Origin of the sequence: Chryseobacterium pennipullorum (assembly GCF_003384725.1) — a bacterium.
In the GTDB taxonomy this organism is placed as follows: domain Bacteria; phylum Bacteroidota; class Bacteroidia; order Flavobacteriales; family Weeksellaceae; genus Chryseobacterium; species Chryseobacterium pennipullorum.
This window is the reverse complement of record NZ_QNVV01000009.1, coordinates 99,081-119,162: the sequence shown is the minus strand read 5'-3', so window position 1 is coordinate 119,162 and position 20,082 is coordinate 99,081. Positions and strand designations below refer to the sequence as shown.

21 protein-coding genes and 2 tRNA genes are annotated in these 20,082 nt (G+C 38.6%); 21 read left to right on the top strand and 2 right to left on the bottom strand.

The window, feature by feature from the left end; all coding sequences use genetic code 11:
• Positions 1-135 precede the first annotated feature (135 nt).
• From DRF67_RS11690 to DRF67_RS11585, 21 genes are all read left to right on the top strand, one after another.
• The gene (locus DRF67_RS11690; RefSeq protein WP_115928482.1) at positions 136-984 is read left to right on the top strand and encodes an energy transducer TonB; all 849 of its coding nucleotides are present in this window, start codon (positions 136-138) and stop codon (positions 982-984) included.
• A gap of 164 nt (positions 985-1,148) precedes the next feature.
• Positions 1,149-1,922 (top strand): ParA family protein, encoded by a 774-nt coding sequence (locus DRF67_RS11685; RefSeq protein ID WP_115928481.1) that lies wholly within the window; start codon positions 1,149-1,151, stop codon positions 1,920-1,922.
• A 68-nt stretch (positions 1,923-1,990) separates the two neighbouring features.
• Positions 1,991-2,881 carry a ParB/RepB/Spo0J family partition protein gene (locus DRF67_RS11680; protein ID WP_115928480.1) on the top strand — a complete coding sequence of 297 codons (891 nt, stop codon included), beginning with the start codon at positions 1,991-1,993 and terminating at the stop codon, positions 2,879-2,881.
• Positions 2,881-3,519 carry a DUF5683 domain-containing protein gene (locus tag DRF67_RS11675; RefSeq protein ID WP_115928479.1) on the top strand — a complete coding sequence of 213 codons (639 nt, stop codon included), beginning with the start codon at positions 2,881-2,883 and terminating at the stop codon, positions 3,517-3,519. The genes DRF67_RS11680 and DRF67_RS11675 overlap by 1 nt, the downstream gene beginning before the upstream one ends.
• A 58-nt stretch (positions 3,520-3,577) precedes the next feature.
• The gene (gene dapB, locus DRF67_RS11670) at positions 3,578-4,279 is read left to right on the top strand and encodes a 4-hydroxy-tetrahydrodipicolinate reductase (protein ID WP_115928548.1); all 702 of its coding nucleotides are present in this window, start codon (positions 3,578-3,580) and stop codon (positions 4,277-4,279) included.
• Positions 4,280-4,411: 132 nt separating this feature from the next.
• Entirely contained in the window at positions 4,412-6,058 is a 1,647-nt protein-coding gene (gene lepB, locus DRF67_RS11665) for a signal peptidase I (RefSeq protein ID WP_115928478.1), read from the top strand.
• 57 nt (positions 6,059-6,115) lie between these two features.
• Positions 6,116-6,739 carry a WbqC family protein gene (locus DRF67_RS11660; RefSeq protein ID WP_394337870.1) on the top strand — a complete coding sequence of 208 codons (624 nt, stop codon included), beginning with the start codon at positions 6,116-6,118 and terminating at the stop codon, positions 6,737-6,739.
• Between the two features lie 74 nt (positions 6,740-6,813).
• Positions 6,814-8,496, top strand: coding sequence for a S8 family serine peptidase (locus DRF67_RS11655; protein WP_115928477.1), 1,683 nt, complete (start codon positions 6,814-6,816; stop codon positions 8,494-8,496).
• A 125-nt stretch (positions 8,497-8,621) separates the two neighbouring features.
• Positions 8,622-9,113 (top strand): lipocalin family protein, encoded by a 492-nt coding sequence (locus tag DRF67_RS11650; RefSeq protein WP_115928476.1) that lies wholly within the window; start codon positions 8,622-8,624, stop codon positions 9,111-9,113.
• Between the two features lie 23 nt (positions 9,114-9,136).
• Complete coding sequence (locus tag DRF67_RS11645; RefSeq protein WP_115928475.1) at positions 9,137-9,826, top strand: OmpA family protein; 690 nt, start codon at positions 9,137-9,139, stop codon at positions 9,824-9,826.
• Between the two features lie 107 nt (positions 9,827-9,933).
• Positions 9,934-10,821 carry a decaprenyl-phosphate phosphoribosyltransferase gene (locus DRF67_RS11640; protein ID WP_115928474.1) on the top strand — a complete coding sequence of 296 codons (888 nt, stop codon included), beginning with the start codon at positions 9,934-9,936 and terminating at the stop codon, positions 10,819-10,821.
• Positions 10,818-12,137: an FAD-binding oxidoreductase gene (locus DRF67_RS11635; protein ID WP_115928473.1), complete on the top strand. Its 1,320-nt coding sequence runs from the start codon at positions 10,818-10,820 to the stop codon at positions 12,135-12,137. The genes DRF67_RS11640 and DRF67_RS11635 overlap by 4 nt, the downstream gene beginning before the upstream one ends.
• The gene (locus DRF67_RS11630) at positions 12,137-12,862 is read left to right on the top strand and encodes an SDR family NAD(P)-dependent oxidoreductase (protein ID WP_115928472.1); all 726 of its coding nucleotides are present in this window, start codon (positions 12,137-12,139) and stop codon (positions 12,860-12,862) included. Before DRF67_RS11635 ends, DRF67_RS11630 begins: the two co-directional genes overlap by 1 nt.
• Before the next feature lie 3 nt (positions 12,863-12,865).
• Entirely contained in the window at positions 12,866-13,453 is a 588-nt protein-coding gene (locus DRF67_RS11625; RefSeq protein ID WP_115928471.1) for an HAD family hydrolase, read from the top strand.
• A 24-nt stretch (positions 13,454-13,477) separates the two neighbouring features.
• The gene (locus tag DRF67_RS11620; protein WP_115928470.1) at positions 13,478-13,945 is read left to right on the top strand and encodes a hypothetical protein; all 468 of its coding nucleotides are present in this window, start codon (positions 13,478-13,480) and stop codon (positions 13,943-13,945) included.
• A gap of 2 nt (positions 13,946-13,947) precedes the next feature.
• Positions 13,948-15,123: a cysteine desulfurase family protein gene (locus DRF67_RS11615; RefSeq protein ID WP_115928469.1), complete on the top strand. Its 1,176-nt coding sequence runs from the start codon at positions 13,948-13,950 to the stop codon at positions 15,121-15,123.
• A gap of 82 nt (positions 15,124-15,205) precedes the next feature.
• Positions 15,206-15,523 (top strand): thioredoxin, encoded by a 318-nt coding sequence (trxA, locus tag DRF67_RS11610; RefSeq protein WP_027374941.1) that lies wholly within the window; start codon positions 15,206-15,208, stop codon positions 15,521-15,523.
• Positions 15,524-15,650: 127 nt separating this feature from the next.
• Positions 15,651-15,724: transfer RNA gene (locus DRF67_RS11605), tRNA-Asp, on the top strand.
• Between the two features lie 30 nt (positions 15,725-15,754).
• A tRNA-Asp gene (locus tag DRF67_RS11600) sits at positions 15,755-15,828 on the top strand.
• 724 nt (positions 15,829-16,552) lie between these two features.
• Positions 16,553-16,969 (top strand): hypothetical protein, encoded by a 417-nt coding sequence (locus DRF67_RS11595; RefSeq protein ID WP_115928468.1) that lies wholly within the window; start codon positions 16,553-16,555, stop codon positions 16,967-16,969.
• 219 nt (positions 16,970-17,188) lie between these two features.
• Entirely contained in the window at positions 17,189-18,232 is a 1,044-nt protein-coding gene (locus DRF67_RS11585) for a L,D-transpeptidase (RefSeq protein ID WP_185142102.1), read from the top strand.
• Here DRF67_RS11585 and DRF67_RS11580 read toward each other — a convergent pair.
• Both DRF67_RS11580 and DRF67_RS11575 read right to left on the bottom strand, forming a co-directional pair.
• Positions 18,225-18,752, bottom strand: a complete 528-nt coding sequence (locus DRF67_RS11580) for a hypothetical protein (protein WP_115928466.1) — start codon at positions 18,750-18,752, stop codon at positions 18,225-18,227. The genes DRF67_RS11585 and DRF67_RS11580 overlap by 8 nt on opposite strands.
• Positions 18,753-18,755: 3 nt before the next feature.
• Positions 18,756-20,069, bottom strand: a complete 1,314-nt coding sequence (locus tag DRF67_RS11575; RefSeq protein ID WP_115928465.1) for a retropepsin-like aspartic protease — start codon at positions 20,067-20,069, stop codon at positions 18,756-18,758.
• Positions 20,070-20,082 lie beyond the last annotated feature (13 nt).

Genomic DNA, 20,082 nt, shown 5'->3' with positions numbered 1-20,082 from the left:
TTTATCATAAAATTTTCTAATATTATGTTGTTTTGATAAAATTATGGCAGATCTTTTGATATTGACTCATTGCTTATCGATAAGAACTAATAAAACTAATAATCACATTTTTTAACAGTTTAAATAATTATAGTGATGAAACAACAGAACCAAAATCAGGATTTTCGTTTTAACGAAGTCCTTTTTGAACACCGTAACAAGGAATACGGAGCATATGTACTAAGAAACGAATCAGATAGAATCTTAACCAAAGCACTTTTCATTGGTGTAAGCTTAATGGCTGCAGTATCCATTACACCATTTGTGATCTCTGCGTTTAAAACTCCAGAAGTGGTTAAGCCAACCTGGACTCTTCCGCCGCCTGTGTTGATCCCTCCGGATGAAGAAACTCCAAAAAATCCTCCTGTGCAGATTGTAAAAACTGTTATACCTCCAAATACAAAGACGTTTGACAGCACAATACCTACTCCTTCAGCGAATGCTGAGGATAATGAAAAAAAAGATCCTGTTCCGGATGATGCTGTAGCAGGCCTTACAAACAATTTTAAAGGAGATCCAATAGCACCCAATACACCACATGTTCCAACTATATCGGTCGGAACAGGACCGGTAATAAATACTCCTCCGCCAGTAATTTCAAATCCTGTTGATAAAAACAAAATTGCAGAAGCTGGAGAACTTGGAGTAGAAGCCAATTTTGCAGGGGGAATAGATTCATTCAGAAACAAAGTCATGAACAGTTTTGACAGTTCAGGATTTGAAGCTGAAGATCTCGTTAAAACAACAGTTACTTTCATCGTAGAAATGGACGGAACTATTTCCGGCATCAAAGCTAATGGAGCCAACGCGGATTTCAACAGTGAAGCGATCAGAACAATTCGATCCATCTCAGGTAAAGGAAAATGGATTCCTGCCAAAAACAAAAAAGGCGAATCTGTAAGAAGTTACTTCAAATTTCCGATCTCGATGAAGTTTGATAATTAATAGGGAAAGACATATTTTATAGAGTTATCCACAAAGATTTTTTTTTGTGGATAATTTTTTTAATTGTTAATTAGCTTATTAACAATATTTTAACTCAATTTTGAATTTCGCCACTCACCGAGAGCAAAGAAAAAAGTGTATTTTTGAAACTTAAAGTTCTAATAATGGCAAAAATCATAGGTATTGCTAATCAAAAGGGAGGTGTTGGTAAAACGACCACTGCCGTAAACCTGGCAGCAGCATTGGGAGTATTGGAAAAAAGAATATTAATCATTGACGCTGACCCTCAGGCGAACGCTACGTCGGGCTTGGGAGTGGAAGACGTGCAGTATTCTACATATAATCTGCTGGAGCACAGTGCAGATACAAGAACCTGTATCAAAAGAACGGCGACTCCAAACCTGGATATTATTCCATCACATATCGACCTGGTAGCAGCCGAAATCGAGCTGGTAGACAAGGAAGACCGTGAGTATATGCTAAAAAAAGCTCTGGCTAGTGTAAGAGATGATTATGATTATATCATCATCGACTGTGCACCGAGTTTAGGTCTTATTACAGTAAATGCCCTTACAGCAGCTGATTCTGTGATTATCCCGATCCAATGTGAATACTTTGCATTAGAAGGACTTGGGAAACTTCTGAATACCGTAAAAAATGTTCAGAAAATCCATAATAAAGATCTTGGAATAGAAGGTCTTCTTCTAACAATGTATGACAGCAGACTGAGACTTTCTAACCAGGTAGTGGAAGAAGTGAATCTTCACTTCCCTGAAATGGTTTTTGAAACCATCATCAGCAGAAACGTGAGATTGAGTGAAGCACCAAGCTTTGGAGAGAGTATTCTGAATTATGATGCTGAGAGCAAGGGAGCCGTTCAGTATATTCAATTGGCAGAGGAGGTTCTTTTAAAGAACGAAAATTTAGTAAAGAATTAAACTATATAATAAATGGCCTTTAGGTGAAGCCCGCTTCACTTAGCAAACATCATTTATCAATTATATCTATGAAGGACAAAAAAAGAGCTATGGGACGCGGCTTGGGTGCCATTTTAAGTGCAGAATCGAAAGCGAGTGTCAATTCGGCAACTGATGAAGGGGCAGATAAGTTCGTGGGGAATATTGTAGAAGTAGCACTTGAAGATATTTATCCGAATCCTACACAGCCAAGGACGTACTTTGATGAAAAAGCATTGAACGAACTTGCACAGTCGATCAAAAATCTTGGGGTGATACAGCCGGTTACCTTAAGGAAAGACGGTGAAAAATTCGAGATTATATCCGGGGAAAGACGTTACCGCGCTACTAAAATAGCCGGGTTAACGACGATTCCTGCTTACATTCGCTTAGTTAATGATCAGGAGCTTCTGGAGATGGCTCTTGTGGAAAATATTCAGAGAGAAGACCTCGATGCCATTGAAATTGCACTCACTTATCAGAGGCTATTGGAAGAAATCGGTCTTACCCAGGAAAATCTGAGCCAGAGAATAGGAAAGGACAGAAGTACCATTACCAATTCTATCAGGCTTTTAAGATTAAATCCGGATATCCAGAATGCCATCAGAAGCGGAGAAATATCTGCAGGACATGGAAGAGCGATCATCAGCCTTGAAAGTGAAGAAGATCAGCAGACCTTGTTTGAGCTGATTATAAAAGAAAAACTGAACGTTCGACAGGCTGAACAGGCTGCCGCTGCATTTAAAAATCCAAAATCGCCGGCAGCAAAAAAAGTAACTGCCGAGCTTTCCAATAATTATAAAAGAGCCCAGAAGACCATTGCTGACATCCTGGATGTAAAAGTGGAGATCAAGGCTTCTGGAAACGGTAAAAAAGGTAAAATTGTTCTGGACTTCAAAAATGAAGAAGAGCTGGAATATATTTTATCCCATATTAAATAATGAAGAAAATATTTTTCACATTTTTCTTGTGTATCGCTGTATTGGCCTATTCACAAGTAAGCCCAGTTGATACTGTTCGGGTGGAAAGTCTTCCGAAAGAATCAACTCCTGCCGTAAAACCTGGGAAAACGGAATCCAGGATCATTGAAGATCTTGAAAAAGCCAATGGGCCTACAAAAAAAACAATAAAGCTTAATCCTACCAGAGCCGGATTGTATTCCGCAGTTTTTCCGGGGTTAGGACAATTCTATAACAAAAAATACTGGAAAATTCCTATTGTTTGGGGAGCTGTGGGAGCAGGAGTCGGAATTGCAGTCTGGAATGATAATCAGTACAAAAAATATCGTGAATATTATATTGCTAAACTCAACGGGACGCCTAATGAATTTGTAGACAGCCATCCATGGCTTGATAAGAAAGCTCTGGGAAATGCACAGGACCGATCAAAAAGGCAACGTGATTATGCAATTGCGATTACAGGTCTCATCTATATTCTTAATATAGTAGATGCCGTAGTGGATGCGCACCTTTACGAGAGCCGCCACGACCCGGATCTGACCTTTACACCTTCCGTTATTCAGGATCAATACGGATATACTCCGCCTAAAACAGGATTCAGTTTAAGTTATAGATTTTAAAGACAATACCTGCATCAAACCGAAAGATCTGATGCAGCATAAAAACAAAGAAGATTATATGAAAATAGCGTTAGTTGGTTATGGCAAAATGGGTAAGATCATCGATGAGATCGCACAGAAAAGAGGACATGAAGTCGTAGCCCGCCTGAAGGAAACCCCAACTGCTGAAAATCTTAATAACCCGGATGTTGTGATCGAATTCTCCTTACCGGAAGTTGCATTTGACAACATCAAGGCTTGTCTTGAGCAACAAATTCCGGTTATCTGTGGAACCACGGGGTGGCTGGAGAAAAAAGGCGAAATAGAGCAACTGGCTGTTAACAACAATACAGCATTCTTATACGGATCAAACTTCAGTTTGGGAGTAAATTTGTTTTTTGCCCTTAACGAAAAGGTAGCCGAAATCATGAAAAATGTGAATGAATACTCCTGCCAGCTGGAGGAAATTCACCATATTCATAAAAAAGATGCTCCGAGCGGGACTGCGATCTCCATTGCAGAAGGTATTATCCAAAACAACCCGAAATTTGACGCATGGAAACTGGAAGAAACTCAGGGAAATCAGCTGGGAATTTTTGCCATCAGGGAAGATGAGGTTCCGGGAACACACAGCGTTTTCTACAGAAGTGAAGTAGACGAGATTGAAATGAAACATACTGCCTTCAATAGAAATGGCTTTGCCTTAGGAGCTGTTGTCGCAGCCGAATGGATCAAAGATAAAAAGGGAAACTTCGGAATGAAAGATGTTTTGGGCCTTTAAATTGTAACAAAATCTTTAAATTGCATACCAATAACAGAAAGTGATGAATAGTGAATTGTCAATAGCTAAGGCTGTTATCATTGATTACTCGTCATTTTTCATTTTATAATATCAGAATAGGCACAAAAATTTATGAACTATTTTTTAACTTATACCGTGTATGTCCTCATCTTATCTGTATTGATGGGGCTTTCAACCTGGAAGCTGTTCAAGAAAATGGGCTATAGCCCCTTATTCGCTTTTATACCTTTCTATAATTATTTCATTATCCTGAAAGAAACAAAGCACCCGAAATGGTGGGCGATCCTCTCATATCTTCCGATTGTGGGACCCATCATGATGTCTGTTTTTCATCTCTATCTGGTAAAGAAATTTGGAAAAACTCTTTTCAAGGACCAGATTCTTACGGTGATCCTGCCATTTATCTATATGGCCGTGATCAATTATTCTAAAGATGTGGAGATTGAAGATGAAAATGCAAGGGATATGTTCCTTACCGATGAGGAAAAGAATGCTCAAAAGAAAGACACTTTTATCGGATCCATTACTTTCGCGGTGGTATTTGCCACCATCATTCACGTTTTTGTTACTCAGCCGTTCGGGATCCCTACAGGATCTATGGAAAGAACATTACTCGTAGGAGACTTTCTTTTTGTTAACAAATGGAGCTACGGATACAGACTTCCGATGCGTCCGGTAGCCATACCTTTTCTTCAGGGAACAATTATGGATACGGGAGAAAAAGGAAATCCAAAAGATGATCCGAAATCTTACGTAGATGCCGTAAAACTGCCTTACACACGAATCTTACAGTTCAACAAGCCACAGAAGAATGATGTGGTTGTTTTCAACTACCCACGGGATTCCGTACATACAGCGATTGATAGAAAAGATCCTTATGTAAAAAGATGTGTGGCTACAGCAGGTGATACTTTCGAAATGAGAGCCGGAAGACTTTTTGTTAACGGAAAGCCGGAAACTGTTCTTGGAGATCAGGAAGTACAGCACAGGTATATTGTGACCACATCAAGTCAACTGGATATTCCTTCGTTATACAATACTTATGGATTTTTACCTGTTCAGGAAATTCAGACTGAAAAAGGATACTTGTATGCTTTCCAGGGTCTGACAGATAAAACCGCCAAAGAAATCAAAGAGCTTTCTCAGGTTATCGACATGAAGGAGGATGTTATGCCGAAAGAAGAATCTGCAGTAGCGTACAGAGATGAAGCGAAAACTAAAATTGATACGACACAGTCTATATTCCCAATCAACAAACCATGGAACCAGGATTGGTATGGTCCTGTTAGAATTCCTAAAAAAGGGGACGTTGTTGCAATCAACAACGAAACACTTCCTATGTTCCAATGGATTATTTCCGAGTATGAGCATAACAGCCTGGAGAAGAAAAACGGCAAGATCTTTATCAATGGAAAAGAAGCGAATCAGTACACTATACAACAGGATTATTATATGATGGTAGGGGATAATAGAGACGCTTCTTTAGATGCGAGATTTTTTGGTTTCGTTCCGGAAGAAAACATTGTTGGAAAACCGATGTTCACATGGATGAGTCTTCAGGGAGCGTTTGCAGACAGCGGCTCTACTTACCAGGCTCCATTCAAAATCCGTTGGGACAGAATGTTCAAAGCAACCAATACTGGAGAAGCCAATAAAACTTCTTACTGGTGGATTGCCGCAATGATCCTGATCCTCTTCTTCGGATGGGAGTACTTTGTAAAACTATTCAGAAAGAAAAAAACTGAAGACGAGTTATAAACAAAATTAAACTTAAAATAGAATGAAGTATTTGAAAAAATACTTCATTTTTGCATTATGAATATGAAGAATGTTTTATTGCCGGTATTTTATATGCCACCGGTTTCGTGGTTTTCAGTATTTCTGGACGCTGAAAACGAAATTGTATTGGAACAGTATGAGAACTTTCCGAAGCAGACCTATAGAAACAGAGCCAATATCTATGGGGCCAACGGAAAATTGTCACTGATCATTCCTATCAATCATAACGGAAAGAGAGAAATGAAGGATATCGAAATCTCTTACAGGGAGGATTGGAGAACCCTTCACTGGAAATCCGTGAAAACAGCTTATCAGGGATCTCCCTATTTCGAATATTATGAGGATAAATTCAGAAAAATATTTGATCTGAAAGAAAATCGTCTTCTTGATTTTAACCTAAAGGCCTTAGAGATCATCCAACAGATACTTAAAACAGAAAAGGCACACTCTTTGAATAAAGAATATATCAAAAATCCGGAAGGGATCAGTTTCAGAGAAAAATTTTCAGCGAAACATCCGGGAGAATTTGAAATGGAAGAATATTACCAGACGTTCTCTGATAAACTGGGATTTTTACAAGATTTATCGATTTTGGACCTGATCTGTAACAAAGGACCTGAATCGCTGACTTATATAAAAAATGTTAAACAATCATATTAATATACAGTTGCATTAGCCCCTTAAATATAAAGGGATGTAGCAGCTGAATATGATCTTAAAATCAATATCAACATATGAAAAAGGTATTATTAGCCGCTGTTTTTTTAGCAGGTTTTAGTTTCTCACAAGCACAGGAAGCTAAAGCTAAAAGCATTGATCCAAAAGAAGATAAAGACCTGATGACCTGGTATCATAAGGATTTTTCAGGTTCAAAGGTATATGGTGTGAATACTGAAAATGCATACAAGTATCTGGAATCTAAAGGTCTGAAGCCCAAAACTGTAGTAGTGGGGGTTTTGGATAGTGGAGTACAGGTAGACCACCCTGGCCTGGTGAAAAATCTGTGGTCAAATCCTAACGAAGTACCTGGAAATGGTAAAGATGATGACGGAAACGGCTATATCGATGATGTACACGGATGGAACTTTATCGGTGGCAAAAACGGAGATATTGATATCGATAATATGGAAGTGACGAGAGTTGTAGCCAAATATAAATCCGTTTTTGAAGGGGACGACTCTGCTAAGAACAAAGCCAATATGGCTAAAATGCCGGAAGAGTTTGCCATGTATACAAAGGCTAAGGAGATCTTCAACAAAAAAAGCATCGATGCAAGCCAGAATTTTAAAACCTATTCCATGATCAGCGAGCTGGTGCCGAATATGGTTAAGTTATTGGGAGGGAAGCCGGTAACCACGGAAACCATTTCTGCAATTAAAGCGCCTACCGATCAGAAAGATGCCATTGCTTATCAGGTGCTGGGTCAGGTATCCCAAAGCCCGGAATTCAAAGGGAAGTCATCTGCAGAATTTGAAAAATTAATCAAGGAACAGATGAAAGAAGCGATAGATTACTATGCTCCTCAGTCTAAACAGTATGATCTTAGCTATGATCCGAGAAAAGAAATTGTAGGAGATAACTATGATGATTACTCAGAAAAAATATACGGAAACAACCACTATGAAGGACCTGATGCAGAACACGGAACGCACGTAGCGGGAATCATTGCAGGCCTTCCACAAGGAAAGGAGGTACAATATGGAATTGCATCCAAAGTGGCAAAAATAATGACGGTAAGAACAGTTCCAAACGGGGATGAAAGAGATAAGGATGTTGCCAACGCCATCAGATATGCAGTGGATAATGGAGCAAAAGTTCTGAATATGAGCTTTGGAAAACCAGTTTCTCCAGGTAAAAATGTGGTTTGGGATGCCTTCAAATATGCTCAAGATAAAGGAGTATTGTTGGTAAAAGCAGCAGGAAACGAAAATGAAGATGTAGCAGAGCACCTGGCATATCCTACGAACTTTAAAAATGTAACAGACGAACAGCCTTTTGTAAACAATGTATTGGTAGTGGGAGCCAGCACCAACAAAAACGCTGCGTTGAGAGCAAGCTTTTCCAATTATAACAAGAAAATGGTGAATGTTTTCGCTCCGGGAGAAGAAATTTATTCTACCGTTCCGAAAAATGAATACAAATACCTTCAGGGAACCTCCATGGCATCACCAGTGGTGGCAGGAGCTGCAGCTGTTTTATTAGCTTATATGCCGGATCTTAAGCCTGCGCAGATTATTGAAGCGTTGGTAAAAACCAGTAATCCTAATACCGAAAACGGGTTTGGAGATTACTCTCAGGCCGGTGGAGTTATCGATGTGAAGAAAGCTGCAGAATATGCATATACAAACTTCTACAGTGGGAAGTCTTCAGCAAATACCAAGCCTTCGAAATCCGTAAAAAAGGCTGTTAAAAAATAGTTTATCTTCCTGTCTTTAAGAAGAAACCATAGAAAGTCCGAATTTTTTCGGACTTTTTTATTTTTTATTTTCAATTTTGGCACGGTTTTTTGTAACTTTAATGTAACAAAATAATAAACAACAAAATGAAAAAGTTACTACTTGCAGGGATGTTGGGAACATCACTTTTTGCAGTGTCTTGTTCCTCTGTGAATAACGCAGCCACATCTCAAAATCAGAGAGCTGAATTCCTTAAATTAAAAGGAGATTGGCAGATTGTGAGCGTAAATTACGATAAAGGGTATAAAATAAAGCCTTTCGATGAAGGGGCAGATGCTCAGTGCTTCGTAGGAAGTCACTGGAGACTGATTCCTAACAACTGGACGGGAGCTTATACTTTAAACGGAGGCGGAAATTGCCCGGCAATTACACAACCGATCAAGTTTGAAATAAAAAACGGCGATACATTCATGTTTAAAAAAATCGCTACAGGTACTAAAGCAAAACAAAATACAGCAGGATATACACTTACTGTAATCAATCAGACTACAGATCAATTCTCACTTCAGCAAGATGTTCAGTTTGAGGGAGAAAATGTAAAAGTTGTGTACAACTTCGAGAGAGCTGGAATGAAATAATTATAACATAAAGATTAAAAAAAATGAAATTTACTAAAACATATGTAGGAGCCCTTTTCTTGTCATCAGCATTATTATTGACAAGCTGTGAAGCGGTTCAGAATTCAAATCACCAGCAAAGAGGTACAGCGGTAGGTGTAGCTTCAGGTGCTGTATTGGGAGGAATCCTTGGAAACAACGTTGGAAAAGGAGGTAACGGAGCTATCGGAGCTGTATTGGGAGGTATTATCGGGGGTGTTGCAGGTAATGTGATCGGTAACAAAATGGATAAGCAGGCAAAAGATATTAAAGAAACTTTACCGGGAGCACAGGTAGAAAGAGTAGGAGATGGTATTAAAGTAACCATGAACGAAAGCATTGTAAACTTTGCATTCGACTCTTCAAACCTTACTTCTGTTGCACAGACTAACCTTGACAAATTAGCTAAAGTCCTGGCTGATAATCCTGACACCAATATCAATATCTACGGACACACAGACAGTGTAGGTAAAGATGCTTACAACATGGGACTTTCTCAAAGGAGAGCAGATGCTGTAAAAGCATATTTATCAGGAAAAGGAATTGCAGGAAACAGAATGTTCACAAAAGGGGAAGGTAAAAATATGCCGGTTGCCAGCAATGATACTGACGAAGGAAGAGCTAAAAACAGAAGAGTCGAATTTGCCATTACTGCAAACGAGAAAATGATTAACGATGCCAAGCAGGGACAGTAATTAATTTAACATATAAATATTTTCGTAAAAGACCGCTCCGGCGGTTTTTTTTGTATTTTTATGCTGGCAATTTTGAATTTATTATTTTTGTAACCGAAATAACATAAATGAAGAAATATTTAAAACTGCTCCGCGTGGAGCAATGGGTGAAAAACCTTTTTGTATTTGTCCCTCTATTTTTTTCAGGCAATATTACCAACACAGACCTGCTTGCTAAAAGTATTTTTGCCTTTATCATCTTTTCACTTGCTGCCAGTGTTGTTTATATTCTGAATGATTACAATGATATTGAAGCAGATAAAAAACATCCCGAAAAGAGGCGACGCCCTCTGGCAAGCGGAGCGATCTCAAAATCAAAAGCAATAGGAATTCTTATAGGCCTGGTCATTGCAGATATTGTCCTGGTATTTTTTGCACACTTGTATTTCCACCAGTTTTTATGGAAATTCGGAGCGATTATCAGCTTTTATGTGGTCATGAATCTTGCTTATACCTTCAGGTTAAAGCATGTTCCGATCGTTGATATATTCATCATTGCTATAGGATTCGTATTACGGGTACTGGCGGGTGGCTATATTACCGGAATCAATATTTCGCAATGGGCCATTTTGCTGACGTTTGTCCTGGCCCTTGTCCTTGCTATCGGAAAGAGGAGAGGAGAGCTGATTAATGCTCAGGTTTCGGGTAAGACCAGAAGAGCGCTGGATGGATACAATGTTCAGTTTGCTGATATTGCATTATCTATATCCATTACGCTGGCTATTGTCTGTTATCTGATGTTTACATTGTCACCGGAAGTTCAGGAAAGATTTCATGAAAGGGTTTTCTACACGGTGGTTTTTGTTGTTTTTGCTCTTTTAAGGTATCTGCAGCAGACTTTAGTGTACAACAGAACAGAATCTCCGACTAAAATAGTGTACAGAGACCGTTATATACAGGTTACTCTCTTATTGTGGGTGGCCTCATTTTTAATTCAAATTTACTTTAAAAAATGAAGCCGAATTTCATACAGAAAGTTACGAACTGGGGAAATTTCCCGATAGTGGAAAAAGAAATGAGATCTGAGGACAGCTTCAAAAATATAAAAGAATTTGTACTCAATCACAACGAGGTGATCGCCAGAGGAAACGGAAGGTGTTATGGTGATGCATCGTTGGGAGAAGCCATATTTTCTACTAAAAAGTTAAATAAATTCATCAGTTTTGACCGTTTAAATGGAGTGATCGAATGTGAATCCGGTGTACTGCTCTCGGAGGTGCTTGAAATTGCGGTGCCACAGGGATATTTCCTGTATGTCACACCAGGAACAAAGTTTATTTCCATTGGCGGAGCCATTGCTTCGGATGTTCATGGTAAAAATCATCACGCTGAAGGTTGTTTTTCGGAATATGTGATGGAGTTTAAGCTGATGACCGAAAACGGGGAAATTATTACCTGTTCCAGAGAGGAGAATTCAGATAAATTCTGGGCTACGATCGGCGGGATGGGGCTTACGGGAATTATTCTTACTGCTACATTTAAACTTAAGAATATTGAATCTGCCTATATCAGACAGGAAAGCATTAAAGCAGATAATTTGGATGAAATTTTCAGGCTGTTTGACGAAAGCGAAAGCTGGACCTACACCGTAGCCTGGATTGACTGTCTGCAGAAAGGAAAAAATATAGGAAGAAGTATTCTGATGCGTGGTGAACATGCCTTTCAGCACGAGCTTCCTCAAAGTATGGGAAAAACACCTTTGCGGCTTAAGAAAAAACTGCAGCCTACTGTTCCTTTTTATTTTCCTGGATTTGTTTTGAATGCCCTCACGGTTAAAATATTCAACTGGCTGTATTATAAAAAGCAATCCAAAAAAGAAGTAAAAAACTTTATCGATTATGAAACGTTCTTTTACCCACTGGATGCTATCACTGACTGGAATAAAATTTACGGAAAATCCGGATTTATTCAGTACCAGATGGTCATTCCCAAAGAAGCAGGAAAAGAAGGAATGAGAAAAATCCTGGAAACGATTGCCAAAAGTGGGAATGGATCATTTCTGGCTGTGCTGAAACTTTTCGGAAAAAACAATCCGCAGGCATACAATTCATTTCCGATGGAAGGATATACACTGGCGCTTGATTTTAAGGTGAATTCCAGGCTGAAGAAACTGGTAGACCAGCTGGATGCCATTGTACAGGAATTCGGTGGCAGAATTTATCTTACCAAGGACAGTATGAGTCGATCATCGCTGACGAATTACCTGAAAAATATTCAAAATCCTAAATTTGTGTCTTTACAGCACAAAAGAATCATAAACAACAACTCATAATGATAGTTCTGGGAAGTACATCTGAAGTGGCACAGGCATTTGTGGAAAAAGCACTTCAGGAAGGAGAAAAATTTGAAAAAATATATCTTTTTACCTCAAATAAAGAAACGACCGAAAGATTTGCAACGCATATCGACGTTAAGTTTTTGCAGCAGTCTGAAGTTATTGAGCTGGATCTTACAAAAGAGATTGATTATAACAGATTTGATTATGTCACCTCAAATGTATTATTTTGTGCCGTAGGATACTTAGGTGAAGGAACACAAGAAGGCTTGTATGATAACAGGAATACCGAAAGGATTATTGATATCAACTATTCAAAGCTGGTTCCTCTGATGAATTACTTTGCACACAAATTTGAAAGCAGAAGGTCGGGAACCATTATCGGGCTTTCATCAGTGGCGGGAGACAGGGGAAGACAGAGCAACTTTATTTATGGAAGTGCAAAAGCAGCTTTTACTGCTTATTTAAGTGGTCTTAGGAACTATCTATTTGATAAAAAAGTTCATGTTTTGACAGTAAAACCAGGTTTCATGGCCACTAAAATGACTGAGGGACTGCCTTTAAATCCTAAGTTGACAGCAAGCCCGAAACAGGCAGCTGCCTGTATTTATAAAGCCTTCAAAAAGCAAAGGAATGTGGCATATGTTTTGCCTGTTTGGAGTATTATCATGATGATTATCAGGAATATCCCTGAGTTTATATTCAAAAAATTAAAGCTTTAAAAAATGAAAAAATTGTATTGTTTTGATTTTGACGGAACTTTGACCTACAAGGATACGATGTTTATGTATCTTAAATTCTACGATTCTACAAAATACCGGATACAATTTTTAAGACATGTTCCTCTTTTTATTTTGCTGAAACTGAAGCTGGCTGAAACTGAAAAAGTAAAAAAGAGCTTTATAGGTTCTATCTTAAAGGGTCAGACACAGGAAAAAATTGAAATGAAGTCTAAACAGTTTTTTGAGCACCATTATCCGAGGATCGTACGAGAAAATGCTTTGGACTTTATCCAAAATATCGATAGGAATAATACACAAAGTTTATTGGTCACAGCTTCCCTTGATATCTGGGTGAAGCCTTTTGCCGAAAAACTGAAAATGCAGCTTGTTTCTACGCGGGCAGAGTTTAAAAACGGCGTCTTTACAGGAAATTTTATTGGTAAAAACTGTAATGGAAAAGAAAAACTGATCCGTATCAAAGAAGAAATTCACGATTCCAAATACGATAAAATTATTGCTTTTGGGGATACTTCGGGAGATAAGCCAATGTTGAAATGGGCAAATGAGGGACATTACCAATTTTTTCACTAATTTTGGGTGATAAAAGTGTAAAAAATGAAAAGCCTGTTAATTGCTGTCGCTGCAGTCCTTATGAGTTGCACAAGTACACCGTCTCAAAAACCAAATGATATGCAGAACAAGGCAGAACTTCTTGTTTCCGAATCTCAGGGAGGAACAGATCAGCCCGGCTTTCGAATCATCAAAGACGAAAATGAATTCCGTAATGTGATCAAAGGAAGCTTTGGATTTATGGAAGTAGGCAAAGAACCCGCCATAGAGTACCCGAAATTTCCTAAGGATAAAAAAGTGGTGTTGTATAATTTAGGAAGCTTCAGATCAGGAAGCCATACTGTCACAGAGATTAGAAGCATTGCTGTGAAAGATCATATCCTTTATGTGGAAGTACCGGCCGGCCCGCCATCCGGTGGCATGGAAATCCAGGTGATCTCCCATCCATGGTTCATGTTTTCTGTTCCTGTCAATTATCAGTTTACCTCCGTAGAATTAAAATATTCAAAATAAAAATGGACAAAATATATTTAGATAATGCCGCAACCACTCCGCTCGCTGATGAAGTAATAGATGCAATGGTTGGTACGATGAAGATGAACTTCGGAAACCCGTCTTCCACCCATAGTTTTGGACAGGAAGCTAAGATTCTTATTGAAAATGTAAGGAGACAGGTTGCAGACTATCTTCATGTAACTCCTGCTGAAATCATTTTCACTTCCTGCGGAACAGAATCGAACAATATGATCATCAAATCCTCGGTGGAACATCTTGGGGTAGAAAGAATCATCAGTTCTCCCCTGGAGCACAAATGTGTGTCAGAAAGTATTCTGGATATGAAAAGCAGAAAAGGGGTGGAAGTAAAATACATCCGTCCTAACGAAAAAGGCGATATTGATCTTAATGCACTGGAAGGACTGCTTAAAGAATCTGATAAAAAAACTCTGGTAAGCCTTATGCATGCCAATAATGAGATCGGGAACCTGATGGATATTAAGAAAGTGGCAGCGCTTTGTAAAGAGCATAATGCTCTTTTCCATTCAGATACTGTACAGACCATGGCTCATATGAACCTTGATCTTTCAGATATTCCGGTGGATTTTGCATCGTGTAGCGCTCATAAATTCCATGGCCCGAAAGGGGCAGGTTTTGCTTTTATAAGAAAGGCAACCGGACTAAAAGGTATTATTACGGGAGGTCCTCAGGAGAGAAGTCTGCGTGCCGGAACAGAAAATGTTTGTGGTATCGTAGGACTTGGAAAAGCGCTGGAACTATCCCTTAACCATATGGAGGAGTATACCCAACATATGCAGGATATTAAAGATTATGCTATCGAAAGGCTTACAGCCGATATCGAAGGTATTAAATTCAACGGAAGAAGTTCTGAAAAGGAAAACAGTCTGTATACGGTATTAAGCGCTCTATTGCCTTATAAAAACCCATTGATAGGCCTTCAGCTGGATATGAAGGGGATTGCAATTTCTCAGGGAAGTGCATGCTCTTCCGGAGCATCCAAGCCATCTATGGTGATGATGATGGTCCTGTCAGAAGATGAGATGGATCATTGTACGCCATTGCGTATTTCGTTCAGTCATATGACTTCAAAATCAGATATTGATGCATTGGTGGATGCACTGAAGGAAATTTCAAAAGACTTTGCTATAGAAAAAACTAATGTTGAGCATAGATAGTCTTATGCGGTAAAAATTGTAATTTTGAAGAATCAAAAAGATAACAACAAGAAAATAATATTAATAAAATAAAAGAAACAAAATGGCTTTAGAAATTACAGACAGCTCATTTCAGGATACGGTTTTAAAATCAGATAAACCGGTATTAGTAGACTTCTGGGCAGTATGGTGTGGACCATGTAGAACATTGGGACCGATCATCGAAGAAGTAGCATCGGATTTTGAAGGGAAAGCAGTAGTAGGAAAAGTGGATGTAGACAACAACCAGGAAATTTCTATGCAGTATGGCATCAGAAATATCCCTACAGTGCTTATCTTTAAGAACGGTGAAGTAGTAGATAAATTAGTAGGTGTAGCTCCGAAAGAGGTGATCGCTGAAAAGCTAAGCGCTCACTTATAAAAAAATAAGTTTGATAATGAATGCCTTCCGTTATTGGAGGGCATTTTTTTTGAAAATAATTTGCAGGTAATAAAAAAAGATGTAATTTTGCAACCACGAAAAAGAAACGAAGTTCTTTACAAAATTTGATCCGGTAGTTCAGTTGGTTAGAATGCCGCCCTGTCACGGCGGAGGTCGCGGGTTCGAGTCCCGTCCGGATCGCAGAAGTTTTCTCAATTTCTTTAAAAAATTGATCCGGTAGTTCAGCTGGTTAGAATGCCGCCCTGTCACGGCGGAGGTCGCGGGTTCGAGTCCCGTCCGGATCGCAAAAAATCTTCTAGAAATAGAAGATTTTTTTTGTTTATATACTTGGAAAATTATCGGCAGTATGTAATAGATGACCTAAAAGCATGCGGGGTCAGGTACAAAAGTTGTGGGGAGAACTGAGTATTTTTCTTTATACTTTTGCCTTGAAGCAAAAGTATACAAAAATTCAAGACTGGAATCATCCGCTGAAAATTGACCTTGCCTCCTAAAATTTCCAAACTCGCATGGATTCAACATTGGTTATTCGACTCAATAGAGTGGCCATGCTCAGACATTGGAAATTTTTTAACGGATTCAAGATCAATTTTTCCTCTGATTTTTTATTTTTTATTTGAATCGGCGAACCTTAAAAGGTTTGTTAACGCTCCTGATTCCTAGGTCGATTAAAGAATACTTACAACTATTTTTCACAGTTCTTATTGGGTTGAAGCCGATTAGAAAAAAAACTCCGAAAATATCATCAAACATCTGTGGAAATTTGCGCCATCTGTGGTTAATTTTTTACTTATACGCTAAAATCGAAGATTAATCTCTCTTCAGTTGATGAATGTTCTTTCTACGGAGTCAAACAGTGATTGGTATACAATCCTATATTTTTTCTATTCATATTAACTCAACTTTTTGCTTGCTCCCCACAACTTTTGTACTTGATCCAGTATCAGCAGGAAAAGAAAAAAAATACTTCTGATAATATTATTATCTTAGCTGCTCAACATATACCTGGTGACAAAAAAGAAATTTATTCTGTATTCAATACTTAAAACATGGCTGATTTCAACCGTTACTTCAGTTGTTTTTGTCATTCTGTACCTTAGTGTAACCCGGGAAGACAGGGAGGTTTCAAGAAACTGTGATATGAGCGGATTAGCGTATGGCTTTGTTATTTTTTGGGTTCTGATCCTTAGCCTGGTATCTTTCACCAGTTTGTTGGCTCTTTTAAAACCATTTCGGAGTACAGTAAAGACCGCAATATGCTGGTTTATTTTACCTCTGATAACCTGTATTTCTTCTTTTTTCCTGGTTGTGGACAGTCAGATCGGGAAAGAGGAGATCATCATGTTATTCATTATGAATCTTCCGTGGATGGTACTTTGGTCATATTATTATACTAGGCTTACTTCCCGTTTCAGAGGATCATAGGTAGAAATATTATCTTTGGAAATCCTAAAGTTTCAGGGAGAAAAAGGTTATGGAAAATGGGAGTTAAATGCTTTACTTGTGCAAAAAAACCAGTTAGGTGCTTTAGTGCTATTGACGTGTTTACCGTTTTTTTACGGTATTTTTATGAATGTCTTTCACGATTCGATTTTAGGTCTGATATTTGTACTGGGTAGCCAAACTAAATGACCGATTTATTTTATGAAGAACATATCTGTGAAAAAATCCTTTTTATATGCCTGCTTATGTGCTGTATTTCTTGTTTCATGTAAAAAAGAAATAGAAAAAATAAGCGATACTTTTAAAGACACTGCATCTGCATCCGGAACTCCGGAGGCTGAAAAAGACTCCATAAAAAAAGATTCTGTTCCTGTAGTAAAGAAAGAATCTGTTCCGCCGGTCATGCAGGAGAACGGTTTTTATAATGCCTTTATCATTCCGAAGGATAAAAAAATGAGGGATTCCGTATATGCGGAGTTCAGTAAAAAATATAGTGTGGAAGAAAGGGCGGCTATTTTAGCGTTAAACAGATTAGATTCTAAAAGTAAATGGAATGCCGACACCCTGGTAGTTCCTGCAAAGATAGACACCACCCTGATGGCTTATTCGCCGTTTCCAATGCAGCTGGATATATTAAGCGGGGTGAAGAAGTTTGTGATCTTTTCATATCCTATACAGGCTTATGCAGTATATTCCAATGGAAGCCTTGTAAAATGGGGGCCGACAAGTATGGGTAAAAAATCTGCACAAACTACAAGAGGACTTACTTTTGCCAACTGGAAAAAGAAACTCTCTATTTCTACAGTAAGCAGTGAATGGAAACTTCCATATAATTTCAATATTCACAATATCGGCGGTATCGGCTGGCATGAATATACCCTTCCCGGATATCCGGCTTCCCATTCCTGTCTGAGATTATTGAGAAAAGATGCACAATGGCTGTATTCTTATGCAGATACGTGGATTCTTAATCCCGGAGGAGCGACAACAAAAGCAAAAGGTACTGCGGTCATGGTATTTGGTGATTACAAGTGGGGAGGAAGAAGACCCTGGAAAAAACTTTTGGATGATCCTAATGCCAACAATATTTCAGTAGAAGAACTTACCAAGTTATTGGAACCGGATGTGCCAAAAATGTTGAAAGAGCAGACCAATAGGGAAAAGATAGCCGATTCCATCAAAGCTGCCAAAGCTATGGAGGTACCGGCCCAAAACGAAAAACCAGAAGAATCGCCGCTTAATTAATTTTCTTTTCAAATTGTAAAGTAGATTCTTCAGCAAATTTTCTCAGCTTAAGCATTTCCTCCTTTCCTTTATGCTGTCCGAATCTGGCAGCTGCATAAGTAAGGAGAATAAAAAATAACATTACAAAAGAAGCGCTCAGTGCCCAAGGGTATTCAGCGCTTTTTATCTGTTTTTCGACATAGTACATGGTAAAAAAAGTCATCCAAAGAATGGAAAAAGAAAAATAGAGAAACATAAAAAATGTCCATACGGCAGAGCTGGGACCGAATACGCCCCGTATTACCGTGTGCTCATCCTCATTCTCAACACGCAGGGCAAGGCAGGGTTTCCAGTAATTGTCATATTCCGTTTCTACAGAAATTGTAGCGACTTCCCTGTTGATATTTCCGGAAAATTCACCCTTATGTTCAGCAAGATACTTTTTCAGATTTTCTGCATATTCCTCTTTGGTAAGGTGCGTAAACATCTTGAATCTTGGCCGGGTTCTTATTCTGTCTAAGGTGGTTTCTTCGGTTTTCATATTCTATTCTTGATAAGGAATTGGATCCTCCAGAGTAAAGCGGAAAGTAAGGGTCTCCTCTTTTCTCTGGACAACCATAGTGATGCTTCGCCCTTCATACGACTTCATGAGTCCTATCATTTTCTCCAGCGTCATGTCTGAAGTATTATCTCCATTGATGCTGATGATTCTGTCATCTTTTCTCAGGCCGGCTTCATAGGCTGGGGAGTCTTTTCTTACCCCTGCAATGGAAAATATAGGCTTTAGGGTAAATTTATATTGGAAAGAATCTTTGTATACTTCTACACCTTCCGGCGCATGGGTTTCAATCTTTACCTTATCCTGATGCCACTCCAGACCATTCTGCTTGAAATCCAGCCCGCTCATATTAAAATGAAAAGGGTCATCGAAATTTCTGTTTTTTTTCAAATATAGCTTTTTATTGGCATAATCAAAAATTGATGTGAACCTACGCATAATCTCTCCTCCTATGGAGCCTTTTCTGCTCTGGACAAGATTGACATGCTGAATGGAAAATTCATCAGGCATAGCAGTCAGCGGTTTTTCAAATTTGAAATCTCCCAGATAAAAATTATGAATCCGGCTTCTTTTTCCATAAATATCACCATTGAATCCACGGCCCAGAAAATCATCAATATTAGGTCTGTTGTACACGAAATTCTTAATCAGCGTGGGGAACAGCCAGATCGCATCACTGTTTCCCAGGTCAATCAGCAGCTTTGAATCCTTCTTTTCGTTGGTCATTTCAACATCTGCAACTACATAAGGTTTTTCTTTTTCGATGGTAATGGGGAGCTCTTTAAATCTTTTGAGTTTTCTGCTGACAAGATCCGTACTTTCATAGACGGTTATTTTTTTGGCAGTATAGTCTATGGAAATGGGATGATTCTTAAAAAAATGATACCCGATCACTCCATTCACCGGAATTCCCACATGCGGAGAAATATTAAAATCTTCATCCAGAATAACATACAGTGACATAGACCTATTGACCATTATATCTCCTATACGCCCTATGTTACGGTCAGATTTCAGGCCGTCAATACTGAGGCTTCCTCCAAGACCTGAAAATCTTATTTTTTCAACATTTCCCAGCTTAAGTTCCTTATTTTCCAGGCTGAAAAGAATCGTTTCTGCTACGCCGGTATCTAAGAGAAAGGTAAGTTCTGCACCATTAACGGTAATAGGAATAAAGATCAGGTTATTAATGAGCTGAAAAGGAATCACTGCTTTTTTGGTGTTAATCAACTCAAAAGAGTTCTGGGCACTGATAAAAATGCTTAATAATAAACCCAGTAAAAGAAGCTTGAATTTCATTTACTGAATTTAG